This is a genomic window from Enterobacter cloacae complex sp. IR5441, from assembly GCF_049238215.1.
GTDB classification, from domain to species: domain Bacteria; phylum Pseudomonadota; class Gammaproteobacteria; order Enterobacterales; family Enterobacteriaceae; genus Enterobacter; species Enterobacter hormaechei_C.
This window is the reverse complement of the sequence record NZ_JBMKIA010000004.1, coordinates 42,402-65,070: the sequence shown is the minus strand read 5'-3', so window position 1 is coordinate 65,070 and position 22,669 is coordinate 42,402. Positions and strand designations below refer to the sequence as shown.

General features: G+C 56.1%; 20 protein-coding genes. All 20 read right to left on the bottom strand.

What is annotated here, in order from left to right:
* Positions 1–7: 7 nt before the first annotated feature.
* The 20 genes from wcaM to ACOTX5_RS06550 all read right to left on the bottom strand — a co-directional run bounded on the left by wcaM (position 8) and on the right by ACOTX5_RS06550 (position 22,599).
* Complete coding sequence (gene wcaM / locus ACOTX5_RS06645) at positions 8–1,399, bottom strand: colanic acid biosynthesis protein WcaM (protein WP_045910866.1); 1,392 nt, start codon at positions 1,397–1,399, stop codon at positions 8–10.
* A gap of 12 nt (positions 1,400–1,411) precedes the next feature.
* On the bottom strand, positions 1,412–2,632 hold the full coding sequence (wcaL, locus tag ACOTX5_RS06640; protein ID WP_045910867.1) for a colanic acid biosynthesis glycosyltransferase WcaL: 1,221 nt from the start codon (positions 2,630–2,632) through the stop codon (positions 1,412–1,414).
* Positions 2,629–3,909, bottom strand: coding sequence for a colanic acid biosynthesis pyruvyl transferase WcaK (wcaK, locus tag ACOTX5_RS06635; RefSeq protein ID WP_006811234.1), 1,281 nt, complete (start codon positions 3,907–3,909; stop codon positions 2,629–2,631). Before wcaK ends, wcaL begins: the two co-directional genes overlap by 4 nt.
* Before the next feature lie 15 nt (positions 3,910–3,924).
* Positions 3,925–5,403: a colanic acid undecaprenyl disphosphate flippase WzxC gene (gene wzxC / locus ACOTX5_RS06630; protein ID WP_003863527.1), complete on the bottom strand. Its 1,479-nt coding sequence runs from the start codon at positions 5,401–5,403 to the stop codon at positions 3,925–3,927.
* A 1-nt stretch (position 5,404) separates the two neighbouring features.
* Positions 5,405–6,799: an undecaprenyl-phosphate glucose phosphotransferase gene (gene wcaJ, locus ACOTX5_RS06625; protein ID WP_006811236.1), complete on the bottom strand. Its 1,395-nt coding sequence runs from the start codon at positions 6,797–6,799 to the stop codon at positions 5,405–5,407.
* Between the two features lie 128 nt (positions 6,800–6,927).
* Complete coding sequence (cpsG, locus tag ACOTX5_RS06620) at positions 6,928–8,298, bottom strand: colanic acid biosynthesis phosphomannomutase CpsG (protein WP_045910868.1); 1,371 nt, start codon at positions 8,296–8,298, stop codon at positions 6,928–6,930.
* 109 nt (positions 8,299–8,407) lie between these two features.
* Positions 8,408–9,844, bottom strand: coding sequence for a mannose-1-phosphate guanyltransferase (gene cpsB, locus ACOTX5_RS06615; protein WP_045910869.1), 1,437 nt, complete (start codon positions 9,842–9,844; stop codon positions 8,408–8,410).
* Between the two features lie 3 nt (positions 9,845–9,847).
* The gene (gene wcaI, locus ACOTX5_RS06610; RefSeq protein ID WP_045328788.1) at positions 9,848–11,071 is read right to left on the bottom strand and encodes a colanic acid biosynthesis fucosyltransferase WcaI; all 1,224 of its coding nucleotides are present in this window, start codon (positions 11,069–11,071) and stop codon (positions 9,848–9,850) included.
* The gene (locus ACOTX5_RS06605) at positions 11,068–11,547 is read right to left on the bottom strand and encodes a GDP-mannose mannosyl hydrolase (protein WP_065186924.1); all 480 of its coding nucleotides are present in this window, start codon (positions 11,545–11,547) and stop codon (positions 11,068–11,070) included. Before ACOTX5_RS06605 ends, wcaI begins: the two co-directional genes overlap by 4 nt.
* A gap of 2 nt (positions 11,548–11,549) precedes the next feature.
* Positions 11,550–12,515, bottom strand: a complete 966-nt coding sequence (fcl, locus tag ACOTX5_RS06600) for a GDP-L-fucose synthase (RefSeq protein ID WP_015572377.1) — start codon at positions 12,513–12,515, stop codon at positions 11,550–11,552.
* Between the two features lie 2 nt (positions 12,516–12,517).
* On the bottom strand, positions 12,518–13,639 hold the full coding sequence (gmd, locus tag ACOTX5_RS06595; RefSeq protein ID WP_003863514.1) for a GDP-mannose 4,6-dehydratase: 1,122 nt from the start codon (positions 13,637–13,639) through the stop codon (positions 12,518–12,520).
* Between the two features lie 21 nt (positions 13,640–13,660).
* Complete coding sequence (gene wcaF / locus ACOTX5_RS06590) at positions 13,661–14,215, bottom strand: colanic acid biosynthesis acetyltransferase WcaF (RefSeq protein ID WP_015572376.1); 555 nt, start codon at positions 14,213–14,215, stop codon at positions 13,661–13,663.
* A 16-nt stretch (positions 14,216–14,231) separates the two neighbouring features.
* Entirely contained in the window at positions 14,232–14,978 is a 747-nt protein-coding gene (gene wcaE / locus ACOTX5_RS06585) for a colanic acid biosynthesis glycosyltransferase WcaE (protein ID WP_003863510.1), read from the bottom strand.
* A 16-nt stretch (positions 14,979–14,994) separates the two neighbouring features.
* Positions 14,995–16,215: a colanic acid polymerase WcaD gene (gene wcaD / locus ACOTX5_RS06580; RefSeq protein WP_045910870.1), complete on the bottom strand. Its 1,221-nt coding sequence runs from the start codon at positions 16,213–16,215 to the stop codon at positions 14,995–14,997.
* The gene (gene wcaC, locus ACOTX5_RS06575; protein WP_045910871.1) at positions 16,190–17,407 is read right to left on the bottom strand and encodes a colanic acid biosynthesis glycosyltransferase WcaC; all 1,218 of its coding nucleotides are present in this window, start codon (positions 17,405–17,407) and stop codon (positions 16,190–16,192) included. Before wcaC ends, wcaD begins: the two co-directional genes overlap by 26 nt.
* A complete protein-coding gene (gene wcaB, locus ACOTX5_RS06570) occupies positions 17,404–17,895 on the bottom strand; it encodes a colanic acid biosynthesis acetyltransferase WcaB (RefSeq protein ID WP_003863505.1) in 492 nt (163 codons plus the stop codon). The genes wcaC and wcaB overlap by 4 nt, the downstream gene beginning before the upstream one ends.
* Positions 17,895–18,737, bottom strand: coding sequence for a colanic acid biosynthesis glycosyltransferase WcaA (wcaA, locus tag ACOTX5_RS06565; RefSeq protein WP_017383272.1), 843 nt, complete (start codon positions 18,735–18,737; stop codon positions 17,895–17,897). The genes wcaB and wcaA overlap by 1 nt, the downstream gene beginning before the upstream one ends.
* Before the next feature lie 110 nt (positions 18,738–18,847).
* A complete protein-coding gene (wzc, locus tag ACOTX5_RS06560) occupies positions 18,848–21,010 on the bottom strand; it encodes a tyrosine-protein kinase Wzc (RefSeq protein ID WP_015572374.1) in 2,163 nt (720 codons plus the stop codon).
* 2 nt (positions 21,011–21,012) lie between these two features.
* Positions 21,013–21,456 (bottom strand): low molecular weight protein-tyrosine-phosphatase Wzb, encoded by a 444-nt coding sequence (gene wzb / locus ACOTX5_RS06555; protein WP_003862078.1) that lies wholly within the window; start codon positions 21,454–21,456, stop codon positions 21,013–21,015.
* A gap of 6 nt (positions 21,457–21,462) precedes the next feature.
* Positions 21,463–22,599, bottom strand: coding sequence for a polysaccharide export protein (locus ACOTX5_RS06550; protein ID WP_003862079.1), 1,137 nt, complete (start codon positions 22,597–22,599; stop codon positions 21,463–21,465).
* Positions 22,600–22,669 lie beyond the last annotated feature (70 nt).

Here is a 22,669-nt window from a genome sequence, read left to right as displayed (position 1 = left end):
TGTAGGATTACCTGTGCGGCAGCGCAAAATTCAACCGTTCCGTATTCACCACGTGTTGATCGACCCGATCAATATCTACCGAACTCTGCCCCTTTTCATTAACCGCTTTTATGTTCGCGAGCGACAACAGCGTCTCGTTTTTGGCCATAAACTTCCCGCGCACGTCTTTGCGCAAGTCGAAGTTCATCTTAAGCGCAGGTCCCGTCGCTGACTCCTGCATCACGTTGATATTACGCAAGAAAAGATGCTGTGGCTTGTTGTGCAGCTCTAGCGTTGCCCGCTGCATGTTGACGTTGGTGATGGCAACAAACGACGTGGCATTGCCGGAGGAAATCTGTATCCCGCGCAGCTTATAGGCAAGCTGTCGGTTATCCAGGCGAATATCGTTAAGTTTGAAGTTTTGCGGTATCGACAGATAATCGCCCTTGATCACGCCATACCCGATTAACATTCCGGCGCTGTTCACCATATCGATATTATCAATAACGAAATTATCACAGCCATAAATAGCTACCGTCGCGTTATCAATTCCGGCCTTTTTACTGAAGTCGGGAGTAATATTGCTGGCCTTGATATTACGGATCACAAAGTGTTTACCGTTTTCAACATGGACCAACTGCCGACAGTTGCTGCCGGTGATATTTGCCACCACGAAGTTTTTAACGGTCTGCTGTTCCGGATAGTCATTGTCGTACGTGCTGCCAGCCAGCCCAATACCTATGCCCCAGTTGATCTTGCCGTTTGTGCAGTTGATGTTATCGATCACGTGGTCAGAGATCAGGATATTGCGGTCGTTAATCGCCACGTTCCACTCAATCGCGTCACCCTGCAAATGGCTGAATTTACTGTTGGTTATGCGCGCACCGTCCACCTGATTATGAAAACCCTGGCGCAGAATGGCGTAGTTGGCCTGGCTCACGGCAATGCGATCGATAAGCAGGTTACGCATCACTCTCGGCTTTTTACCGCCGATGTAGATCTGGGTGACGGGGCCGAAGCCGCTCATCGCCAGCCCTTTAATGACACAGTCGGAGCCACGCACGTCCAGCGTAATGTTGTGCGTGCGCCCCTCTCCTTCCCCAATGACCTTACAGCCTTCCTGGAGCACAAACCGCCCGTGGCCGTTGCCCTTCAGCGCACCGCGGATCAGCAGGGTTTTGCCATCAGGAATGAAAATGCCGGTATTGATGTTTTCACAGGTTAACCCGGCGGGAACAACAACGGTATCGCCCTCGGTAAATGCCTGCTTAAAGGCGGCGATCCAGTCGTGGTTGTTGTAGCGATCGACAGAAACCGTCTTCCCGGTTGCCGCCCGCACAGCGCGGGGCGACAGCAGCGGCATGGCAGCCAGGACGGATAAAGAAGAGACAAATCGGCGTCGGGTAATCTTTTTCAGCATACAACCTCAGCGTTACAGCGTTTGCAGCAGGCTCGCTAACTGGCGATTAATCACCTGCTGATTGAATTCTGCTTCAACTTTTTGCCGCGCATTTTGCAGCACAGGGATCAGCGTCTGCTGATCGATATCACTGAACGCAGCCAGACGATCCGCCAGCGCCAGCGCATTGTTTTCAGGGACCAGCCAGCCGGAGTGTTCAGAGGTGATCAGCTCAGGGATCCCGCTGTGCAGGGTCGAGACCACCGGAATGCCGACCGCCATCGCCTCCATCAGCGCCACGGGAATACCTTCCATATCGCCGTCAGCGCCGGTTACGGAAGGCAGCAGGAACACATCCGCATCATCAAGCATGGCTTTCACTTCGTGGCTCGGCTTGAAGCCCGGCATCTCGACCACGTCTTCCAGCTGATACTGTTCAATCAGCGTGAGCAGGCGACGCTCCCACGGCCCGATGCCCAGGATGCGGTAGTGGAAGTCCACTCCGCGCGCCTTCAGCTGGCGACAGGCTTCGATGGCTACGTGCAGCCCTTTCTTTTCGGTCAGGCGGGCAACAGAGATAATTTGCAGCGGCTTGCCCGGCACCTTGACCGGTCGCTGAGTGAAACGTTCCATATCCACGCCCATGCGTGAAACGGTGATTTTCTCGCTCGGGCACCCCATGGTTTTCAGGCGTCCGGCCCACAGGTTGCTTATTGGCAGCATCATGTCGCCACGGCGAAACAGCTGCTGATATTCCGGCGTGTAGTGGTTCAGTACTTCCCGGCTGGAGATGTCGATACCGTGGAAAATGGTTGCGATTTTGCCGTCAATCACCCCCAGCTCACGCAGTTTTGCCGCAGTGACGCCCGCCGGGCCAAAGTGGGCGATAAAGACATCGGCCCGGTACGGCTGGGCCGTTTGCCCGCAAATGGCGGAAAGGATCAGGTTGCGGGCCTCCGCCCCATAGCGCGACATATTCAGCGCCCGCCACGTCGAGGCGCGATGCAGGCCGCGCAGCGTCTGGCTGGCGCGATGGCGCAGTTTGTTCAATCGTCCGGCGGGTTCATCCTGCAACCAGCGGGTTTTCGCCTCCAGCCCATACCGGGTATACGCCGCATGGGTGTTTTGCGTATCGCCCTTTTGCAGGGCGATAATCTCCACGTCATACCCCATATCGATAAACGCGGTGATTTGGTTCAGCACAAAGGTTTCAGACGACAGCGGAAATTTCAGTAAGAAGAAACCAACCTTCATTTCCCCTCCCGGACGCGGTCGAGTACGGATTTCACCATGCCAATACCTTTTTCGCGTTCGGCTTTTACCGCCACCGCCAGACGTTCGTTGATCGCAGGCAGCTGGCCGAGCGTGTCGCCCACCATCGCCCCCAGCGACCCGTCCAGCAGATGACGAATATCGACGGCCATTTCCGGCATGCCGAGCTGCTGCATAATACCCGCGGACTTGTGTTCGTAGTTAATGGCGATGGCTGGCGTGCCGAAGTTCATCGAGATAATGGCCGAGTGCAGACGCGTGCCCACGGTCAGGTCGCAGGCGGAGAGCAGCTTGCCCATCTCCAGATCGTTCAGCTCGTCCATCACCACGTGATAGCGGGACGGATCGTTCACCAGGTTGCGCAGGTTGAGCGCCACCATACGGTCATCTTTGTTGTAGCTGTCGATACCGGTACAGGTGGAAAGCGCCAGCACCTGGTAACCGCTGTCCAGCACGCGGTTCACCACATCGGCAAAGGCTTTCTCGTACGCCGCCTGGGTCGTGCCGAGGCGTTTATCGAACGGCGCAAGTTCACGCAGGGTAATGGCGACGGTTTTCTGCTTTGCCGCCACGTCGAGCCAGTGCTGTACCGCGTAGCTGGCCTGGAAACTGTCATCCTGATGATCCACCAGCCAGGCGGTGTCCACACCGTGCTCCACTTTGGTGGTGTCGATTTCACTGCGCTTCATCATGTCGAGGCTGACCGATTCACGCAGGATCAGCGCGTCGCAGTGGCCGAAGACATAGTTCGCCAGCTGGTTAAACTGCGGATCCTGGAATGGCCCGACGCTGTGGCCGATCATAAACAGCGGCTTTTTCGCCATGAACGTACAAAGCGCATGCTCAAACTGCGGCACGCCGTACAGATCGACGAAGAACGAACCGCCCACCTGAATAATGGCGTCATAGCCGGACAGCAGACGAACAAAATCGGTAAAGCCCTGCGCGATGGCAATGTTGCGCAGCTTGCCGGTGTCGGTCACGCGAGAAAGCAGCACCTGATGCTGGTAGCGGCGACGCAGCACTTTCTTCACGCGCCCCATCACGCCCGCGGCGTTGTTGTGCTGTTTCATCTGGCTGTAGAGCGGGTCGCCCATCACCGGGCGGTTCAGTAACCAGGATGAGCTGACCGGATAACGGCTCATCACATCCACTTCTGTCTCAGGCTTAAGGGTGTTAATTGCATCCAGTAAACCGCGCAGGATGGCGCTGTCGCCACGGTTGCCGCAGGTATGGTTGCCAAGAATAAGTAATTTCATAATGGCCTCGTAAAATTAGCCTGCGCGAAGCAGCGTTTTCATTTTTTCGTTACGGCAAAACTGGCGCTTCATCTCGACCACCAGCGCATTGCGTGACAGCACAATCATCACGCCGAACGCCAGCGCGCCTGCCGCGACCTGCACCGCAAGCAGCGCCGCCAGCGGCAGATGCCCGTTGAGCACCACGCCCAGGCCGTAGCTCACCGCAAGCGTCGGTAAGGAGAGATAAAACGGCAGCCACAGGCTGAGGATGTACTGACGGTAGCTGGAGCCCAGCACCGGTTTGATCATCACGAAGTAGCTCAGCACGGTATTGACGATTTGCACCAGCAGGAAGCCGAGCGTCACGCCAATGGCGCCCGCCATGTGGCCGCCCACAATAATTGCCGGAATAAACAGGAAGGTTTTAAACACGTTGAACTTGAAGCTGATATCCACGCGCGCCTTCGCCATTAGCAGAGAACCAATCGGGTTCCCCACCGAGCGCAGCAGCCCCACGACGCACAGCAGTTGCAGGATCGGGATGATGCTGTTCCACTTCTCGCCAAACACCAGCGGTACGAAATTGCTGGCAACCACCATCAGCCCCAGCAGCACCGGGAAGTTGATGATCCCCACGACGGAGAGCAGCTTGTAAAAGTTCACGCGCAGCTTTTCGGTATCGTCCTGAATTTTGGCGAACGCCGGGAACAGCACGCGGGTAATGATAGGGTTGAGCTTCATCGGCGGGACAACCGCGACGTTATACGCCAGGTTGTAGCCACCCGCGACGCTCGCGCCCAGAATGCGCGCCAGCACCAGCGTGGAGAGGTTAGTATTCACGTAGTTGATAATGCTGTCTGCCGTCAGCCACGCGCCGAAGCGCAGGTTGGATGAAACAGACGCCAGTGAAAAATGCAGCCCCGGGCGATAAATCTTACGGCCAAAGAAGCCAAACAGCAGCGTGCGCACGGCAGAGTTAACCAGGTAGCCGAGGATGGCGGTCATCGCCAGCGGCCAGAAATGGGCGCTGACCACGGTGAAGGTAAAGCCCGCCAGCACGGCGCTGGTTTCAATCATGCCGATTTTGTTGAACTCCAGCTCCTTCTGCATCAGCGCGCGGAACTGCTGCCCGTGCGGGATCACCACGAAAGCGAACGACAGGGTGCGCATCAGCGGCGCCAGGTCCGGGTTATGCAGCACGCCGGCAATCACATCGCTCAGCAGGAACACCAGCACAAAGACGAAGATACCCAGCCCGACGTTCAGCCAGTAGAGGGTGGTCAGCTCCAGATGGCTGATCTCCTTGCGCTGGATAATGGAGTTGGCGATACCAAAGTCCGACAGCGTATCGGCCAGGGCGATAATCACCAGCGAGACGGTCAGCAGACCAAACTGGTGATTATCGATAATGCGCGCCAGCACCGTCATCTGCACCAGGCCGAGGCCAATAATGACGATGGTGGCCATGGCTGACCATTTCGCGCCGCTGATGGTTTTTTCTCGTAAGCTCATCTTAGTACGCCGCTTTGTTCACGAAGCCTTTGAAAATGGTCAGAAAAACAATCTTGATATCGAACCAGAGGCTCCACTCGCGGATGTACTCCAGATCGAACTCGATACGTTTTTCCATTTTTTCCAGCGTGTCGGTCTCGCCGCGCCAGCCGTTGATCTGCGCCCAGCCCGTGATGCCTGGCTTCACCTTATGGCGCAGCATGTAGCCTTCAATCAGGGTGCGGTACTGCTCGTTATGGGCCACGGCGTGAGGACGAGGCCCGACGATGGACATCCCGCCGGTGAACACGTTGATGAACTGCGGCAGCTCATCGAGCGAGGTACGGCGCAGGAAGTTGCCCACGCGGGTGACGCGCGGATCGTTCTGCGTCGCCTGGGTCACCACCTTGTCGTTCTCCATCACCTTCATGGAGCGGAATTTCCACACCATGATCGGCTTACCGTCCATGCCGTAGCGGGTCTGACGGAAGATGATCGGCCCCGGCGAGCTGAGCTTCACCGCCAGCGCAATGCAGCACAGCACCGGGGAGATGAGCAGCAGGATCAGGGACGAAAGGACGATATCTTCCACGCGCTTCAGCACGCGGTTAATCCCCGACAGCGGCGTGTCGTACAGTGGAACAACCGGTACCCCGTTCACCTCTTCAATACGGGAGTGGAGAATATTGAAGGTGAAGACATCCGGGATGAGGATCACCGAGCAGGTGGTATCCGCCAGCTCGCGCATCAGTTTCTTGATGCGGGATTCATCTTTCATCTGCATGGCGATGTAGACGTTATGAATTTTGCCGGCTTTCGCATCGTCAATAAGCTGTTCGTAGTTACCTGCCCAGTCGGACGGCACGCCGCCGGGCTTCGCGTCGTGATAAATCCCGACCACTTCAAAACCTAACCACGGCTCTTTGCGGAAGCTGTCGAGCAGCACCTGCCCCACCGGCAGGTCGCCCGCCACGGCAACGAAGCGACGGTTATACCCGCGGTTGCGCAGCCAGCCCGCGCCAAAGCGGATCAGCGAGCGACAGACCACCATGCCAATGCTGGTTAACAGATACCAGCAGAGATAGGTCACAAGACGGTTATCAAAATCATGGCTGAACGCCACCAGCCCTGCGCTGAAAACCAGGCTTAAGGTCCAGTTCTGGAGCAGCAGCATCAGTTCGGTGGTCATTTTGACGCCGCGCCATGAACGATAAAAATCGGTCATGCCGCCGATCATCTGAAACACCACCAGCGCAATCAACGCCATCAGCAAGTGCATGTATAAGAACGACTGCCCGCTGACCCAACACACCGCCCACAGTCCGCCGACCATGATGGTGATATCAGAAAAACGCTGCACCATAGAGATTAACGATGCATTCGTTCTCGCTCGTTCGCGCTTTTTTAGATTTGTCATCGTTGTTCCTTTAGTTCTAAACCTTACCCCTCGCCCCTCACCCCGGCCCTCTCCCCAAAGGGGAGAGGGTGTTCAAGTTCCCTCTCCCCTTTGGGGAGAGGGTTAGGGTGAGGGGTAAGGTTTTCTTTTTACTGATTCAACAGCGCCAGAATGTCCTTCGTTCGGGCTTCCATCAGCGCGGTATCGGCGCGGGACTCCACGTTCAGGCGCACCACCGGCTCGGTGTTGGAGGAGCGCAGGTTGAAGCGCCACTGCGGGAACGCCATGCTGATACCGTCGGTACGGTCAATCTCCAGCGCATGAATGGCAAAGTGGTGCTCTACGCGGGCAATGGCCTCAGCGGGCTGCGCCAGTTTGCTGTTGATCTCGCCGCTCGCCGGAAACGCCGCCATGCGGTCACGCACCAGTTCGCCCAGGCTCTGCCCTTTCAGGCACAGCAGCTCAGTCACCAGCAGCCACGGGATCATCCCGCTGTCGCAGTAGGCAAAATCACGGAAATAGTGGTGGGCGCTCATCTCGCCGCCGTAGATGGCGTCTTCCTCACGCATACGCTCTTTGATAAACGCGTGGCCGGTTTTGGACATCACCGGCTCGCCGCCCGCGGCCTTCACCACGTCGACGGTGTTCCAGGAAAGACGCGGATCGTGAATGATTTTCGCCCCCGGGTTTTTCTCGAGGAACGCTTCCGCCAGCAGGCCAACGATGTAGTAGCCTTCGATAAACTGCCCTTTCTCATCGAACAGGAAGCAGCGGTCGAAATCGCCGTCAAAGGCGATACCCATATCGGCGCCGTGCTCAATCACCGCGTTGCGGGTGTCGTCGCGGCACTCCGGCAGCAGCGGGTTAGGAATACCGTTCGGGAAGTTGCCGTCAGGCGTGTTGTGCACTTTGACGAAGGTCACCGGCACGTTCAGCGCCTTAAAGCGGGCTTCAAGTGCATCGACAACCGGGCCTGCCGCGCCGTTGCCGGAGTTAATCACCAGCTTCAGCGGTTTGAGGTTCGCCACGTTGATGTAGCCCAGCAGGTGGTCGATGTACTCTTTTTGCAGGTTAATCTGCTTATAGCTGCCGCGTCTGGCTTCATTCACCGGCGGGAAGTCGTTGGCCTCGGCCAGACGCTGCACGTCACGCAGGCCGGTGTCACCGCTGATAGGACGCGCGCCCTTGCGTACCAGCTTCATGCCGTTGTAGTCCATCGGGTTATGGCTGGCCGTCACTTCGATACCGCCGTCCACGCCCAGGTGGAAGGTGGCAAAATAGATCTCTTCGGTACCGGAAAGGCCAATGTCCAGCACATCGACGCCCGCGTCCTGTAGCCCTTTCGCCAGCGCCAGCTTCAGGGATTTGCTGGTCAGACGCACGTCGCCGCCCAGCACGATAGTTTGTGGTTTCAGGTATTCGCCGTACGCGCGGCCGATGCGCCACGCAATGTCTTCGTTCAGCTCTTCGCCCAGCTTGCCGCGAATATCGTAGGCTTTAAAACAGGTTAATTTTTCCATGATGACCCCTTTTTCAGGCAACAGTTGGCCCTGACCATGTAATGGCCAAATTTATTTTTGTCATTCGTAGGCCCGGAAAGCGCAGCGCCACCGGGCATGATGCGGAGTGCTACACGCGCCCGTAGCGATCCTGGAAGCGGATGATGTCGTCCTCTTCCAGATAGGAGCCGGAACGCACCTCAATTAAGTCGAGCGGAATTTTCCCCGGGTTCTCCAGACAGTGCGTCGCCCCCAGCGGAATATAAATGGACTCGTTTTCACCGAGCAGCTTCACTTCACCGTCGATGGTCACTTTGGCGGTCCCCGCCACCACCACCCAGTGTTCGGCGCGGTGATGGTGCATCTGCACCGACAGCCCTTCTCCCGGCTTCACGGTGATGCGTTTCACCTGGTAACGCTCGCCGGCGTCGATGGAGTCATATTTGCCCCACGGGCGGTAGACTTCGCGGTGAATATGGTGTTCGTGGCGGCCATCGGCCTTGATCTGCTCCACCACTTTTTTAACGTCCTGCACGGCATTACGGTCGGCAATCAGCACCGCGTCTTTGGTCTGCACGACCACCAGATCCTTCACCCCTACCGTGGTGACGAGGCCAGATTCGGCGTAGACGTAGCTGTTTTCCGTTTTGTGGCTGATCACATCCCCGTGATGGACGTTACCCTCCGGGGTATGCGCGCTGATCTCCCACAGTGACGACCAGGAGCCGACGTCGCTCCAGCCCGCATCCATCGGTACCACTACCGCATCTGCCGTACGTTCCATTACCGCATAGTCAATGGACTCTTCCGGACAGGCGAGGAAGGCTTCTTCGTCCACGCGGATAAAATCGAGATCCGGATCCACCACCGTCATCGCTTTTTCGCAGGCGCGTAAGATATCCGGGCGATATTTTTCCAGCTCTTCCAGGTAGCGACCGGCGCGGAACAGGAACATACCGCTGTTCCAGTAGTATTCCCCGCTGGCCACGTACGCCTGCGCGGTTTCCAGATTCGGTTTTTCGACAAACTGCGCCACGTCAAAGGCCACGCTGTCGCCTTCACCAGGCGTAACGCTGCCGCGGCGAATGTAGCCATAGCCGGTTTCCGGGAGATCCGGCACGATGCCGAAGGTCACCAGCTTGCCGTTCTCAGCGTAAGGAATCGCGGCGCGTACCGCGTCGCGGAAGGCCTCTTCCTGCTGGATGACGTGGTCAGCCGCCAGCACCAGCATCAGCGGGTCGCAGTCCGGGCTGCTGCGTTTTGCCGCCAGCGCCGCGAGGGCAATGGCAGGCGCCGTGTTGCGTCCGGCAGGTTCCAGAATGATATTTTCGGTCAGTTTGTTCAGCTGGCGCAGCTGCTCGGCAACGATAAAGCGGTGCTGTTCGTTACAGATCACCACCGGGCTTTCACACTCCACGCCGTGCAGACGGTTAACCGTCGTTTGCAGCATGGTGAGGTCGCCTTTCAGGCACAGAAATTGTTTTGGATAAAGCACGCGGGACAGTGGCCACAACCGGCTCCCGGATCCACCCGCCATTACGACCGGATACAAAGTGGTTTGACTCATGATTTATCCCCGTATATCTGCAATAAATTGGCTCAGCACGTTCTCTTTCTCGAGCGTGCGTTCGGCATATTCACGTGCCACCGTGTTCTCTTTTGGCATGGCGAGTGCCTGCTCAATTCCGGTCACCAGCGCAGGAACCGATTCCGGCTCCACGCAAACGGCAATGCCCGGGTAGCTGTTGCACAGCTGGCCTAATTCTGTTGCGGCTTCTGCCGTAATCACCGCGTTTCCGCCCACTGCCAGAATGTTGGTCAGCTTGGACGGCAGCACCGCATCCGCCGCGCCGCGTTTTTGCACCACCAGATGGCAATCCGCCATTTTCAGCAGCGCGGGCAGCGCGTCATAAGACTGAAGCGGGAAGAAGCGGATGTTGGTCAGTCCGCGCTCGCTGGCCATTTTTTCCAGCCGCGCTTTACCGCCGCCCTGCCCGACTATCACGAACATCCACGGGTGTTCGCTCAGCTGAAGCGCGGCGTCAATCACGCTCTCCAGCCCCTGTTTTTCGCCGATGTTGCCTGAGTAAAGAATGATTTTTTGCTCAGCAGGCAACCCGAGCTGCGCGCGTAACGCCTGCGCATCCTGGTCTGTCACATCGCGGAAGCGCGCCACTTCGGACCAGTTCGGAAAGAAGATCACTTTTTCCGCCGGGACGCCCTTCTCCTGCGCCTTGTTCATCATCGAGCGCGAGATGGTCGAGACGTAATCCACGTTGTGCAGGCCGCTGCGCTCAAAGGCGCTGGCGAGCTTCGCCACCTTGCCGCCCTTGCCTTTCCCGGCCATCCCCAGCCCGAGCATGGCGTCCACTTCATAATCCTGAATGTGCAGCAGGGTGCGCGCGCCGGAGAGTTTGCCCAGCAGGCGCATGCCTGGCGTGCAGAACAGCGTCGGCACCACGCCGATGATGCGATCCGGCTTCCAGCGACGCTGCGCCATCAGCGGGAAGAAACTGCTCAGGGCAAAGCTGCCCAGATGAATTAAACGCTTCAGCGTCGAGGGCTGTTTCGGCACGTAGAGCGGGCAGCGCCAGACGGTCGCGGCGCCGTCTTCGCGGCGGTAGCGCCAGCTGGAATAGCGTTCGCCTACCTTCCACTCCGGGTAATACGGCGGGGCAGTAATCACCCGCACGTCATGTCCCTGGCTCGCCATCCACTCGACCATCTCGCCGGTGTATTTCCCGATACCGGTAAGCTCCGGCGAGTAGTTAATTCCGTAGACGAGGATTTTCATAGACCTGGCACCTCGGCCTGACGTTCCGCAAGGAAGTACGCCCGACTGTTGTCATGGACGTTGTCGCTTGCCAGCAGCGCCTCTGGCGTTAACCAGCGGTAATCGTCATGCTGAGAATCAGGCAGACGCAGGTCTGCCTCACTCACCTTCAGGCGGAACCCCAGCACGATGTAGTGCGTGGTGAACCCGGTGCCTGAAAAGTTATCGTCATAGAAGTGCTGCCAGACCCCGTAAAACTGGCCCGCTGCCATCGGCAGTTGCAGGCCCAGTTCCGCCAGAGTGAGACGCTCAAACGCATCGGTAAGCGTCTCATCCTTCTGCACGCGCCCGCCGGGCACGAACCAGAAGCCCTGTGCAGGACGATTGGTTCGTTTCCCCAGCAAGAACTCGCCGCGTTCGTTCTCCACGATCAAATCGATTGAGATCAGCGGAGTGGAACGCACTACCGTGGCAAAATCTTCCTGACTTAAAAACATCATTACCCCCGGAAGCGGTGCTGGTTTTCCAGGAACCACTGGTAGGTGCTGGCCAGCCCCTGCTCCAGTGAGACCTCGTGATACCAGCCCAGCTGATGCAGACGGGTCACGTCCAGCAGCTTGCGCGGCGTGCCGTCCGGTTTGGTGGCGTCAAACACCACGCGTCCTTTGTAGCCCACCACCTGCGCGATGGTCTGCGCCAGCTCGCGAATGGTGCAGTCCACGCCGGTCCCGACGTTAATGTGCGACAGCATCGGCTCGGTGTTTTCCTGCCACACCTCGCGATCCAGCTCCATGACGTGAATGCTGGCCGCCGCCATGTCGTCCACGTGCAGGAACTCACGCATTGGCGTACCGCTGCCCCACACCACCACGTCCGGGGCGTTTTCGGCAGTCGCCTCGTGGAAACGACGCAGCAGCGCCGGGATCACGTGCGAATTGCTCGGGTGGAAGTTGTCGTGCGGTCCGTACAGGTTGGTCGGCATCACCGAGCGATAGTCGCGGTTATACTGACGGTTGTAGGATTCACACAGCTTGATCCCGGCAATTTTGGCAATCGCATACGGCTCGTTGGTGGCTTCAAGCGTGCCCTGCAACAGTTCGCTCTCGGCGATCGGCTGCTTCGCCATTTTCGGGTAGATACAGGATGAGCCGAGGAACAGCAGCTTATTCACGTTGTGCAGATGCGCCGCGTGAATGATGTTGCTCTCAATCATCATGTTCTCGTAGATGAAATCCGCCGGGTAGGTGTTGTTAGCGACAATGCCGCCCACCTTCGCCGCCGCCAGATACACCTGGTCGATACGTTCGCTGGCGAAGAAGTCCTGCACCGCTTTGCTGTCAAGCAGGTTCAGCTCGTCGCGGGTGCGAACAATCACCTCAACGTCGCCGCGCTGTTCCAGCTGGCGAACAATCGCGGAACCCACCATTCCGCGATGACCGGCGACAAAAATACGTTGTTTTGTCATTCTCAGGACTCCAGCGCGATGGCAACCTCGTAGCCATGAGACTTGAGCAGGGAGTGTTTTTTCGCTGCTTCAAGATCTTTGGCCACCATCTCGGATACCATTTCTTGCAGGGTGGTTTCTGGTTTCCAGCCCAGCTTCTCGTGCGCTTTGGTTGGGTCGCCCAGCAGGGTTTCCACTTCAGCAGGACGGAAGTAACGCGGATCAACCTGGACAATCACGTCGCCTGGCTTCACGCCCGGTGCGTCGTGGCCGGTCACGGAAACAACGATACCCTTCTCTTCCACGCCGGTGCCTTCGAAGCGTAGCTTGATGCCCAGCTGTGCCGCAGCCATCTCAACGAACTGACGCACGGAGTACTGCACGCCGGTTGCGATCACGAAGTCTTCTGGCTGTTCCTGCTGCAACATCATCCACTGCATTTTCACGTAGTCTTTCGCATGGCCCCAGTCACGCAGGGAATCCATGTTGCCGAGGTGCAGGCAAGACTCCAGGCCCTGAGCGATGTTGGCGATCGCGCGGGTGATTTTGCGGGTCACGAAGGTTTCGCCGCGACGTGGGGATTCGTGGTTGAACAGAATGCCGTTACAGGCGTACATGCCGTAGGATTCACGGTAGTTCACGGTGATCCAGTAAGCGTACAGTTTCGCCACAGCGTACGGAGAACGCGGGTAGAACGGCGTGGTCTCTTTCTGCGGAATTTCCTGCACCAGACCGTACAGCTCAGAGGTAGATGCCTGGTAGAAGCGGGTTTTCTTCTCAAGACCAAGGAAGCGAATCGCTTCCAGCAGACGCAGCGTACCCATCGCATCCACGTCAGCGGTGTACTCCGGGGACTCGAAGGAAACCGCAACGTGGCTCATTGCCCCCAGGTTGTACACTTCATCCGGCTGTACTTCTTGCAGGATGCGGGTCAGGTTGGAGGTATCGGTCAGGTCGCCGTAGTGCAGATGGAATTTCGGGTTTGCCGCATGCGGATCCTGGTAAATGTGATCGACACGCTCGGTGTTGAATGAAGAGGCACGACGCTTAATACCGTGAACTTCATACCCTTTTTCCAGCAGCAATTCTGCCAGGTAAGAACCATCTTGTCCGGTAACGCCGGTGATGAGAGCGACTTTAGACATGTTTATATTCCTCTGTACTTATCAAAGTTTTTCAGTTTCAACGCGTTCGCGTATCACCACTGCGGGGTTGCCACGGCAAATTTTATTTGCCGGAAGCGATTTAAAAACGCTGCTGCGGGCACCGACTACCGTGCCATCGCCAACAGAAACACCGGGTGCAACAAAGACGTCTGTTGCCAGCCAGCATTTTTCACCGATCACAACAGGCGAAGCGGTAATATCAAAATGCGGGCTCATAAAATCGTGGCTGCCGGTGCACAAATAACACTTCTGTGAAACCACCGAATTTGCGCCAATCGTAATCTCGCCAAGGGTATATAACACCGCGTCATCCCCAACCCAGGCGTAATCCCCAAGCGTTAATTTCCAGGGATAAGTAATTTTCACCGAAGGTCGAATGACTACGTTTTTTCCTATTTTTGCGCCAAACAGACGCAGTAAAAATGCGCGCCAGCGGTACAGTATTTGCGGCGACCAGGCAAATAACGTTGCCTGTACAGCCCACCACAGTTGAACTTTAATACCGCTCCCGCCCCGAAAACCTTTCGGCACGGAGAATCCATTTAATTCCTGCATTACGTTTCCTTATATCTCAGGCTTTGTTATATAAGGCTTTCGCTTTACCCGTCGTTTTCAGACGTAAGAAATAAGATAATTCCGCCCAGAACCCCGGCACGCGTAATATTTTACGCTGCACGTTTTTGGCATCCTGGCACAGTTCCAGATTATTCGAGGTTGACACGCCACCCATTGAAAATTCAGATACCAGTCCTTTAATTCGACGGAACGGGTAGCCAGATTTATACAGGCTGGCGGCCAGGGCATAATCTGATGACACTTTATAGCGCAAATCGTAAGGCTGTTTTTTCAGGCCGCTCATTGGGAAGAAAATAGCCTGATGGCTGGCCGGGAGGCTGTGGTAGATATACCAGCCTGGTTTCGCGCCGCGCAGCACTTTTTTCCCCTCGCCGAAATCAAGCAGCGCATCACCAATAAACATGGCATCTTCTTTCTGGCGCGCCAGTTGACGGGCAAACAGCGCCACATCTTCATGGAACACATCGCCGGAATTGAGGAAGATCGCGTAACGCCCCTGCGCCATGTTGATGCCTTTATTCATGGCATCGTAAATACCTTTATCTTTCTCGCTGATGTAACGTAAGTTGAACTCACCGTTGAGTTTTTCCAGGAACTCCGCCGTGCCGTCGTTCGAGCCGCCATCGACCACGATCCACTCAAAGGTGAGGCTCGGATCGCGCGCCAGGTTGCGCAGCGAGCGCCAGGTTTTTACCACCCCTTCGTAGTTACGAAAGGCGACAGTAATGACGCTAAGAAACATAAATCACCTCATTTCGTCATACGCTCGTAATATTCAGCGCTTTGCGCAAAATAAACGGACATACAATTAAGAATGCATATTCCGGGCTAAATATTGACCCGGTAAAAAACAACGACACCGGTGTGAACAGATAAAGTTGCACGCGAAAGTTCTGGTTATCACCAAACGCGTTAATCATCATTTTGAAAACTTTAAACAGATACCACAGTGTCAACAGTACGGCGAACCAGGAAAAATAGATAATTAACAGATACAGACCATTGTCTATGGTTTTACCGACATCCGCACCGTTAAAGATTCCGAATGATGCAACATATTCGTAAAGTGAGCCGAATCTTACTACGCCATCAATATGGGTTAAGGAATAACCCACCATCACCAGTGGACCAATGATGCGATAATAGGACGACGAACCTTCCGTTCCCAAATCACCCAGACGTTCAGAAATGTACGGAAACGCAAATATTACGCCCACTAAAAATACCGTCAGAGAGATTATCGCCAGCGGCAGTTTTTTCTTAATCGCCTCTTTGTTCAGGTACTGGAACGCCCACTCCAGCAGGTAAAACAGAATAAACGTCATTACCCCGGAGAACGACCCTGACAGAACGATTCCTGCAAGAATCATAGCATCGGTCTTGGGGGTTTTGATACCGAACTGTTTGATGCTGAGCCAAATTGAGATTAATGCCAGAGCAAAAAACGCCGGTTCAAAATAGAGCGCGGTTGTACGCTTGCCACCAAACTTAATGAAGTTCAGTACATAGCTGTTACTGTATATAAGATATTTCGAAATTATTTCCATCAGGCTACTGCCGCCTGTGAGAATAATTTGCACCATCTCCATTGCCGCAAGCACAACAATCAGCCCGACGACAATATAAAAGAACCTGAGGATTTTCCTATAATTGTGCGGAGAAATAGTTTTAAAGCGAATACTCCACACCATGCCAATAATGATAACGATATAAACAAACAGCATGGTGGAGGTGACATATTTGCTGGCGTCCAGCGACTGACCAAAGATGTAGTTAAACGCCGTCAGACCAAACCCGATGCCCAGTGAAATCATCAGCTTTTTGAGGTTAAGCTTGTCAACGTAAAGCAACAGCAGAACCGGCAGGAAGGTGACGATAGTGATCGGGAAGCTTTCACCGAGCTGGGCAATCTTAACGTTGACCAGCAGGTAGATCAGCGGCAGCAGCAGATAACTACAGATTCTGATAGAACGAGACATACTCCTCCAGCATCTGTTGTCCACTGTACGCTTTGCGGCTACGGTTGCGGAACGATTCCAGGTCCGTGCCAAAAACAGCCTGCGCGATATCGGCCTTCGACAACTGCACCAGCGGCAGCACCTCATTTTCACTGAAGGTTTTACCGCCGGATTTCTCCAGCACTTCCCGCGCGGCGTCGCTGTGGGTGGCAATCACCGGTACGCCGATGGAGAGCGCTTCGCACAGGATCAGCGGGTAGTTGTCCACGCGGGAGCTGAACACCAGCGCGTCCATACCGTTCAGCGCGCTCATCAGTTTGCGCTTGTCGGTTTCAAACCCGTGGTTCACCACGTTAGCGCCATCAAACGGCGAGAATTTGCCAAAGGTATGCAGCTCAATTTTGTCGCCGAGCGCCATCATGTCGCGCACCAGCTGCTGGTTGGTTTTGCCGTCGTAGCGCAGGTCATGGGCGACGACCGCAATTTTCGGCTTACCGGGGGTAACGGCTACGGGCGTCAGTTCGGCCAGGATCGCTTCCGTTGCCACATCAATACCGTTGTTGATGATCTGGCAGCGCCCTGCTCCGTACAGGCTATTAAAAGCGTCCGCCACGTGCTGGCTTGGGGAGATAAAGGTGCAGCCGAGCGAGAGCATATCGCGGAACAGCTGACGCTTACCCTCAACCAGCTGATGCGCGCGATCGACCTTCACAGGCGGGTAGTTGCTGAGCGTAGGGCATTTCTGGCAGTTATTTTTCCAGCCTTCGCAGCCGTCGGTAAAGGCGCAACGTCCGGTCACGCTCCAGTGGTCGTGCAGCGTCCAGACGAAACGGGTGTCCGGCTTGTGCGCCTTCACCTTGCCACAAAACGCCACCACCTCTTCCAGATTCAGCCAGTAGCTGTGCAGCACGTGGAAGTGCAGCACAACCGGGCCGCGAGTGCGGGTGACGGTGCGGTAGAGATTATTCAGGTTGCCGAACAGGTCGCGGTTAAACAGGCGGAACAGCGCAATATTGGCGATGGAGGTCAGACGTGGCGTCTGCTTCAGCACCTGCGGATAGTTATCATGGCTGACGCTTTTCTTGCCGCCTTTACCGTAACCGTAAACAAAGCGCGACTGGAGTCCTTTTTGCAGCGCGCGCTGGTGCAGATCCAGCGCTACGCCTGCCGCCCCGCCCTCTGCGAGGCGTACGTTAAATTGCAGAATGTTCATTTAATCACCTTCACGCGGGCTTTCTCGCCCACCACCAGCGCGTTGTCCGGAATGCTGTCCAGCACCACGCTGCCTGCGCCAATCGTCACGTTATTACCCACGGTAATGTCCCCGATCATCACCACGTTGGCGCCCAACTCGACGTTATTGCCAATCACCGGGCAAGCCAGGCTGTCTGGCCCGCGGTTGCCGATTGTCACCCCGTGGCGAATGGTGAAATCATCACCCGCGACGACGAACTTGTTGATGACCACCGCATAGCCGTGATGAATGGTAAAGCGGCGGCCAATGGTGGCAGCGGCCTGAATTTCATAGCCAAAAAAGCATTCGGTGATGATGCGGTACAGCACCAGCACCGGCGCGGCCCAGATATTGTTCAGCACATTTTTTTTGCGCCACACCGAGCAAAAGTGCGCAATACGGTAGGCCAGAACCATGCAGCACGGGCGCAGGCTCCAGCTGTTAGCGCGGCAATCTTCCAGAAACATTATTTCCCCCGAAGCCCGTCAGCCAGACGCTTGCCGTTACGTACCGACAGCAGCGTCAGCAGCGTGCGCCAGTTCATGCGCTTATTACGGATCTGATACAGGGTGAAGAGCTGATACTTCCGGCTGGCACGGTCAAACTTGTCCTTGTGCTTGCGGTAAAAATGGAAGTAGCCCGAGAATTTCTTCGGCGACGAGGTGATTTGCATCTCCCCGTGATTGATGTGCAGGATCTGCGTGGCCTCTTCCACCTTCCACGGCTCGCCGTACTCCACCACCATCCGCAGGAAGATGTCGTAATCCTGCGCGGCCTTCAGCTCGGTATCGAACAGGCACTCCTTAAAGCGCCATGCCCAGGTAAACACCTGATTGCCGATAATGTTGCGCTTGTAGAACAGGCGGCGGGAATACGGTGATTTCGGATACAGCGGCAGGCTGGCCGGCTGCGAATAGACCTCGCCCTGGCAAACATAGTCATTGGCATACAGAAACGCGTGGGTCACCAGCTGCGCTTTGTGCGACAGGAAGATTGACAGACGGTTTGGCGTCCATTCGTCATCGTCGTCGATACCGGTCAGATACTGCCCTTTCGCCTGCATAATCGCCTGGTTGCGCACCGCACACGCCCCGGAGTTGATGGCGTTGTGAGTGTACACCACGCGCGGGTCGTTCAGGTCTTCAACAAACTTTTGCAGTTGTTCGTAAGAGGAGGAACAGTCATCCACGATAATCAGTTCCCAGTTATCGTAATCCTGACGCAGGACCGATTTAATCGCGCGGATCGCCAGCTGCTGACGATTCCATGTCGGCATATAGATAGAAATCAAAGGGCGTTGTGTGGTCATGGTCTTCCCCTTATCCCTCACCCCGACCCTCTCCCGGAGGGAGAGGGAGAAAAGCTGCACCATGCAGTCCTCTCTCTCCCCTGGGGAGAGGGTTAGGATGAGGGGGATTATTATTTACTGTCAGACTTGTATTCGTACTCGTAGTAGCCGTAATCCTGATACCCGGTCGCGCGGCGGAAGATGGAGTTCAGAATGACCCCCTTCACCTCAATACCGTTTTGCTCAAAGCGGCTAAGGCTGGTTTCCACTTCCTTCAGGGTGTTCACCGCATAGCGTGCGACCATCAGCGTGGTGCCCGCATGACGCCCTACCACGGCAGCGTCGGTGACCGCCAGAATTGGTGGGGTATCGATCAGCACCAGGTCATAGTTTTTGCTCGCCCACTCAATCAGCTGCGTGAAGCGCTCGCTCATCAGCAGTTCAGACGGGTTCGGCGGCACCTGGCCACGCGGGATCAGGTCAAATTTCGGAATCGACGTCGGCTTGGCGCTCTCGCTGATTTCCCCTTTACCGAGCAGGATTTCCGACAGACCGTTAACGTTGTTGGTCCCCAGCAGCTCATGGGTGTAGCCCTTACGCATATCGCAGTCGATCAACAGCACGCGCTTGTTGGTCTGGCTCACCACCGCCGCCAGGTTGGCGCAGACGAAGGTTTTACCGATTGACGGGCTGACACCGGTCATCATCAGGACGTTGTTTTTGGCCTGCATCATGGCGAAGTGGAGGCTGGTACGCAGGCTGCGCACCGCTTCAATCGCCAGGTCAGTCGGGTTACCCACGGCCAGCAGCTGGCTCTGTTTGTAACGCTTGACGCCCTTAACGGTTTTGACGCTGTCACGGGACTTCTGCCACTCTGAAAGCGGGATGCTGGCGTACACGCTGATCCCGTTCTCTTCCAGCACCTGCGGGCTTTCGATACCGCGGTTGAACAGCGAGCGCAGCAGCACGCCGACAATGGAAAGCATCAGGCCGAGAATAATGCTGCCGAGGATAATCAGCGCTTTCTTCGGCTTCAGCACGCCCGGCTGGGTAATCGCCGGGTCAACGATACGCACGTCGCCGACGGTGCTGGCTTCGGTGATTTTCAGCTCCTGCTGTTTGTTCAGCAGCTGCATGTAAACCTGCTGGCCGGATTCCACATCACGCGTCAGGCGTACAATTTCCTGCTGCGTCTTCGGCATCGCGGTCACGCGGTCATTCAGCTTCGCCTTCTCTTCTTCCAGGGTACGACGTTTCTCCAGCAGCGTGCGGTACGCCGGGTGACGTTTGGTATAGAGCTTGGAAATCTCCGCCTCTTTGAAGGTCAGCTCGTTCAGCTGCGCATCAATATTCACCATGGAGTCGAGAACCGATTTCGCCTCCAGCGGCAGATCGACGGAATCCTTGTCCTGACGGTACGCGTTCAGCTTGTTCTCAGCGTCATCCAGACGGGCGCGCACCTCCGGCAGCTGTTTACTGAGAAACGCCAGGCTTTTTGCAGCTTCCGCTGACTTACGCTCAACGTTCTGCTCCAGATAGTTGCGGGTGATGCTATTGAGGATGTCGCGGATTTGATCCTTGTCTTCACCGGTGAAGGTCATGCTCAGGACGCCGGTGTCCTTGCCGTTTTCGGTGACGGTCAGGTTGTTTTGCAGGTTGTTGATCATCCCGAGCGTCGAGAATTTGGTGACCGTAAACTCCCCGCCCTCATGCGCCTGAATTGCGCTGACCTTGATGCTGACGCCCTCTTTGGTCAGCATCTGCCCCACCTCGCCGCGTGCGCTGAAGCCCGCGTCGCTGGTCAGCTGATACTGTTTTGGTCCCAGCACTGTCAGGGTAAAGGTTTGGTCCCCTGCCCCTTTTGGGATCACGAAGTCGGTCACTTTTACCGTATCGTTACTGCGCCCCATCAGGCGATCCCAGCCTGCGCCAAATACCGGGAAGGTGTTTTTGGTGACCGCGATATCCAGCCCCAGATCGTGAACCGTTTTGCCCAGTACCAGGCGCGACTGGATCAGCTGAATTTCGGCTTCCGATGCCGGCGGCTTGTTGGCCAGCGCCGAGCCGATATCCTGAACCAGCGAGTTTCCGGTATTTTGTTCGATCTGCACCAGCGCGTCGGCGCTGTAAATAGGCGTCGCGAACAGCGTATAAACGATCGCCGCCACGGCAAAGATGGCGGTAATACCCAGCACCCACCATTTCGCTTCAATAACGGTCCCGACCAGGCGACCGATATCGATTTCATCACTGCCCGACGTCGGGGCGGCAGAAGGTCTTGTTTTTTCTGTCATTGTTATCCCTGCTGAGCTTTCAGTGCCTGCGCCCACTGACGGGCAGACTGGTCTAGTAAGGTGTATACCGCCTCAAAGGCCTCGCGGCTCTTGCGATATGGATCGGGAATTTCGCGCTCACCATCCCAGTGACCAAACAGCATCACCTTGCCGCGCATCTCCGGTGCGATATCGCACAGCGCGTGAATGTGGCGTTTTTCCATCGCGAGGATCAGGTCATATTCCCGGCACATCCGGCCAGAGACCTGACGGGCAACGTGCCCGTCGAGTGAGAGGTTATGCTCAAGGGCAACGCTTGCGGCACGTTCGTCGGCACCTTTTCCGACCAGCGCGCCCAGCCCTGCGGAGTCGACCGTTAACGCAGGCTGGTAATTTTTCAACAGCCTTTCAGCCGTGGGGGAACGGCAAATGTTCCCCACGCACACCACCAGAATTTTGTTAAACATCGCGGCTTACCAGTTATGAACGTCGCTCGCCGTATCCGTCATGTAGCGAACGCCACTGATGGTAGGCAGCAACTGGTTGATCAGACGGTTCCAGCGGGCAACCGGCGCGGTGGTGACATAGACCACATCGTACGGCTGGAGACGGAACGACGTTGCCATGACCAGGGACGTCGCGTCGGACATATCCAGCTGGTAGATGTTGGCAATCTTGCCCTTCGCGTTCTCGCCTTTGATAGGACGGATCACGAAGATACCGCTGGCGTTGGAGGCGGTCAGATCGATGCCTTCCGCATTGCCCAGCGCTTCGGTCAGGGTCATACCGCTGAAGTCCATCTTGAGGGTGCTCTGTTTCTTCACTTCACCCATCACGAACACTTTCAGATCGTCGTTGCGCGGCACGTACAGAATATCGCCCGGATAAAGGAGGCGGTTCTGGGTCAGGTCACCGTTTTGCATCAGCGCCTGAAGCGAAATGCGCTGCTCTTTGCCGTTGTGGGTCAGCACCACGTTGCGCCAGTCAGCGCCGTCGGTTAAGCCGCCTGCGGCATTGATCGCATCGAGAACGGTGAGCGGGACGTTAGTGATCGCCTGCTGGCCGGATTTATTGACCTGGCCAGAGATATAGGCTTTCTGGGATCTGAACGCGGCGATATTAACGTCCACCTGCGGGTCAGCAATGTACTGCGCCAGGCGGCCGGTAATATCACTACGGATCTCAGCAAGCGTTTTGCCCGCGACGTGCACTTTGCCAATGTAGGGATAGAACATGGTGCCATCGGACTGAACCCAGTTACCGGTGTCACTTGAGCTGCGGTACTGGCCCGCAGGCGTGGTCAGTTCAGGGTGATCCCAGACGGTCACATTAATGACGTCACCCGGACCCACGCGATACTGGTAAGAGGCAATTTCCTGGTCCAGAGACATATTTGGCTGAGCAACATTTGGACGTGGGCGTAATTGTTCCACCAGACGTGGGGTTAATGGATACACATTCACCATTTTGTCGAGATCAAAATCAGCATCCTGCTGTTTAATCACATCCTTGCCCATTGTCGACATATTGCTGCCGGGAAAGACCGTGCAACCACTCATCAAGGTCACAGACACCAATAATGGCATCAATTTCATTTTGGATTTCATCATTGATTATTTATCACTTTGGCAGAGTAATTATCCTGTGCAATTAAAATAAGCGCGGGTCGTGGTGACAATC

Coding starts and splice junctions, on each gene's coding strand:
- wcaM (WP_045910866.1), bottom strand. CDS start 1,399: ATGCTGAAAAAGATTACCCGACGCCGATTTGTCTCTTCTTTATCCGTC.
- wcaL (WP_045910867.1), bottom strand. CDS start 2,632: ATGAAGGTTGGTTTCTTCTTACTGAAATTTCCGCTGTCGTCTGAAACC.
- wcaK (WP_006811234.1), bottom strand. CDS start 3,909: ATGAAATTACTTATTCTTGGCAACCATACCTGCGGCAACCGTGGCGAC.
- wzxC (WP_003863527.1), bottom strand. CDS start 5,403: ATGAGCTTACGAGAAAAAACCATCAGCGGCGCGAAATGGTCAGCCATG.
- wcaJ (WP_006811236.1), bottom strand. CDS start 6,799: ATGACAAATCTAAAAAAGCGCGAACGAGCGAGAACGAATGCATCGTTA.
- cpsG (WP_045910868.1), bottom strand. CDS start 8,298: ATGGAAAAATTAACCTGTTTTAAAGCCTACGATATTCGCGGCAAGCTG.
- cpsB (WP_045910869.1), bottom strand. CDS start 9,844: ATGAGTCAAACCACTTTGTATCCGGTCGTAATGGCGGGTGGATCCGGG.
- wcaI (WP_045328788.1), bottom strand. CDS start 11,071: ATGAAAATCCTCGTCTACGGAATTAACTACTCGCCGGAGCTTACCGGT.
- ACOTX5_RS06605 (WP_065186924.1), bottom strand. CDS start 11,547: ATGTTTTTAAGTCAGGAAGATTTTGCCACGGTAGTGCGTTCCACTCCG.
- fcl (WP_015572377.1), bottom strand. CDS start 12,515: ATGACAAAACAACGTATTTTTGTCGCCGGTCATCGCGGAATGGTGGGT.
- gmd (WP_003863514.1), bottom strand. CDS start 13,639: ATGTCTAAAGTCGCTCTCATCACCGGCGTTACCGGACAAGATGGTTCT.
- wcaF (WP_015572376.1), bottom strand. CDS start 14,215: ATGCAGGAATTAAATGGATTCTCCGTGCCGAAAGGTTTTCGGGGCGGG.
- wcaE (WP_003863510.1), bottom strand. CDS start 14,978: ATGTTTCTTAGCGTCATTACTGTCGCCTTTCGTAACTACGAAGGGGTG.
- wcaD (WP_045910870.1), bottom strand. CDS start 16,215: ATGTCTCGTTCTATCAGAATCTGTAGTTATCTGCTGCTGCCGCTGATC.
- wcaC (WP_045910871.1), bottom strand. CDS start 17,407: ATGAACATTCTGCAATTTAACGTACGCCTCGCAGAGGGCGGGGCGGCA.
- wcaB (WP_003863505.1), bottom strand. CDS start 17,895: ATGTTTCTGGAAGATTGCCGCGCTAACAGCTGGAGCCTGCGCCCGTGC.
- wcaA (WP_017383272.1), bottom strand. CDS start 18,737: ATGACCACACAACGCCCTTTGATTTCTATCTATATGCCGACATGGAAT.
- wzc (WP_015572374.1), bottom strand. CDS start 21,010: ATGACAGAAAAAACAAGACCTTCTGCCGCCCCGACGTCGGGCAGTGAT.
- wzb (WP_003862078.1), bottom strand. CDS start 21,456: ATGTTTAACAAAATTCTGGTGGTGTGCGTGGGGAACATTTGCCGTTCC.
- ACOTX5_RS06550 (WP_003862079.1), bottom strand. CDS start 22,599: ATGATGAAATCCAAAATGAAATTGATGCCATTATTGGTGTCTGTGACC.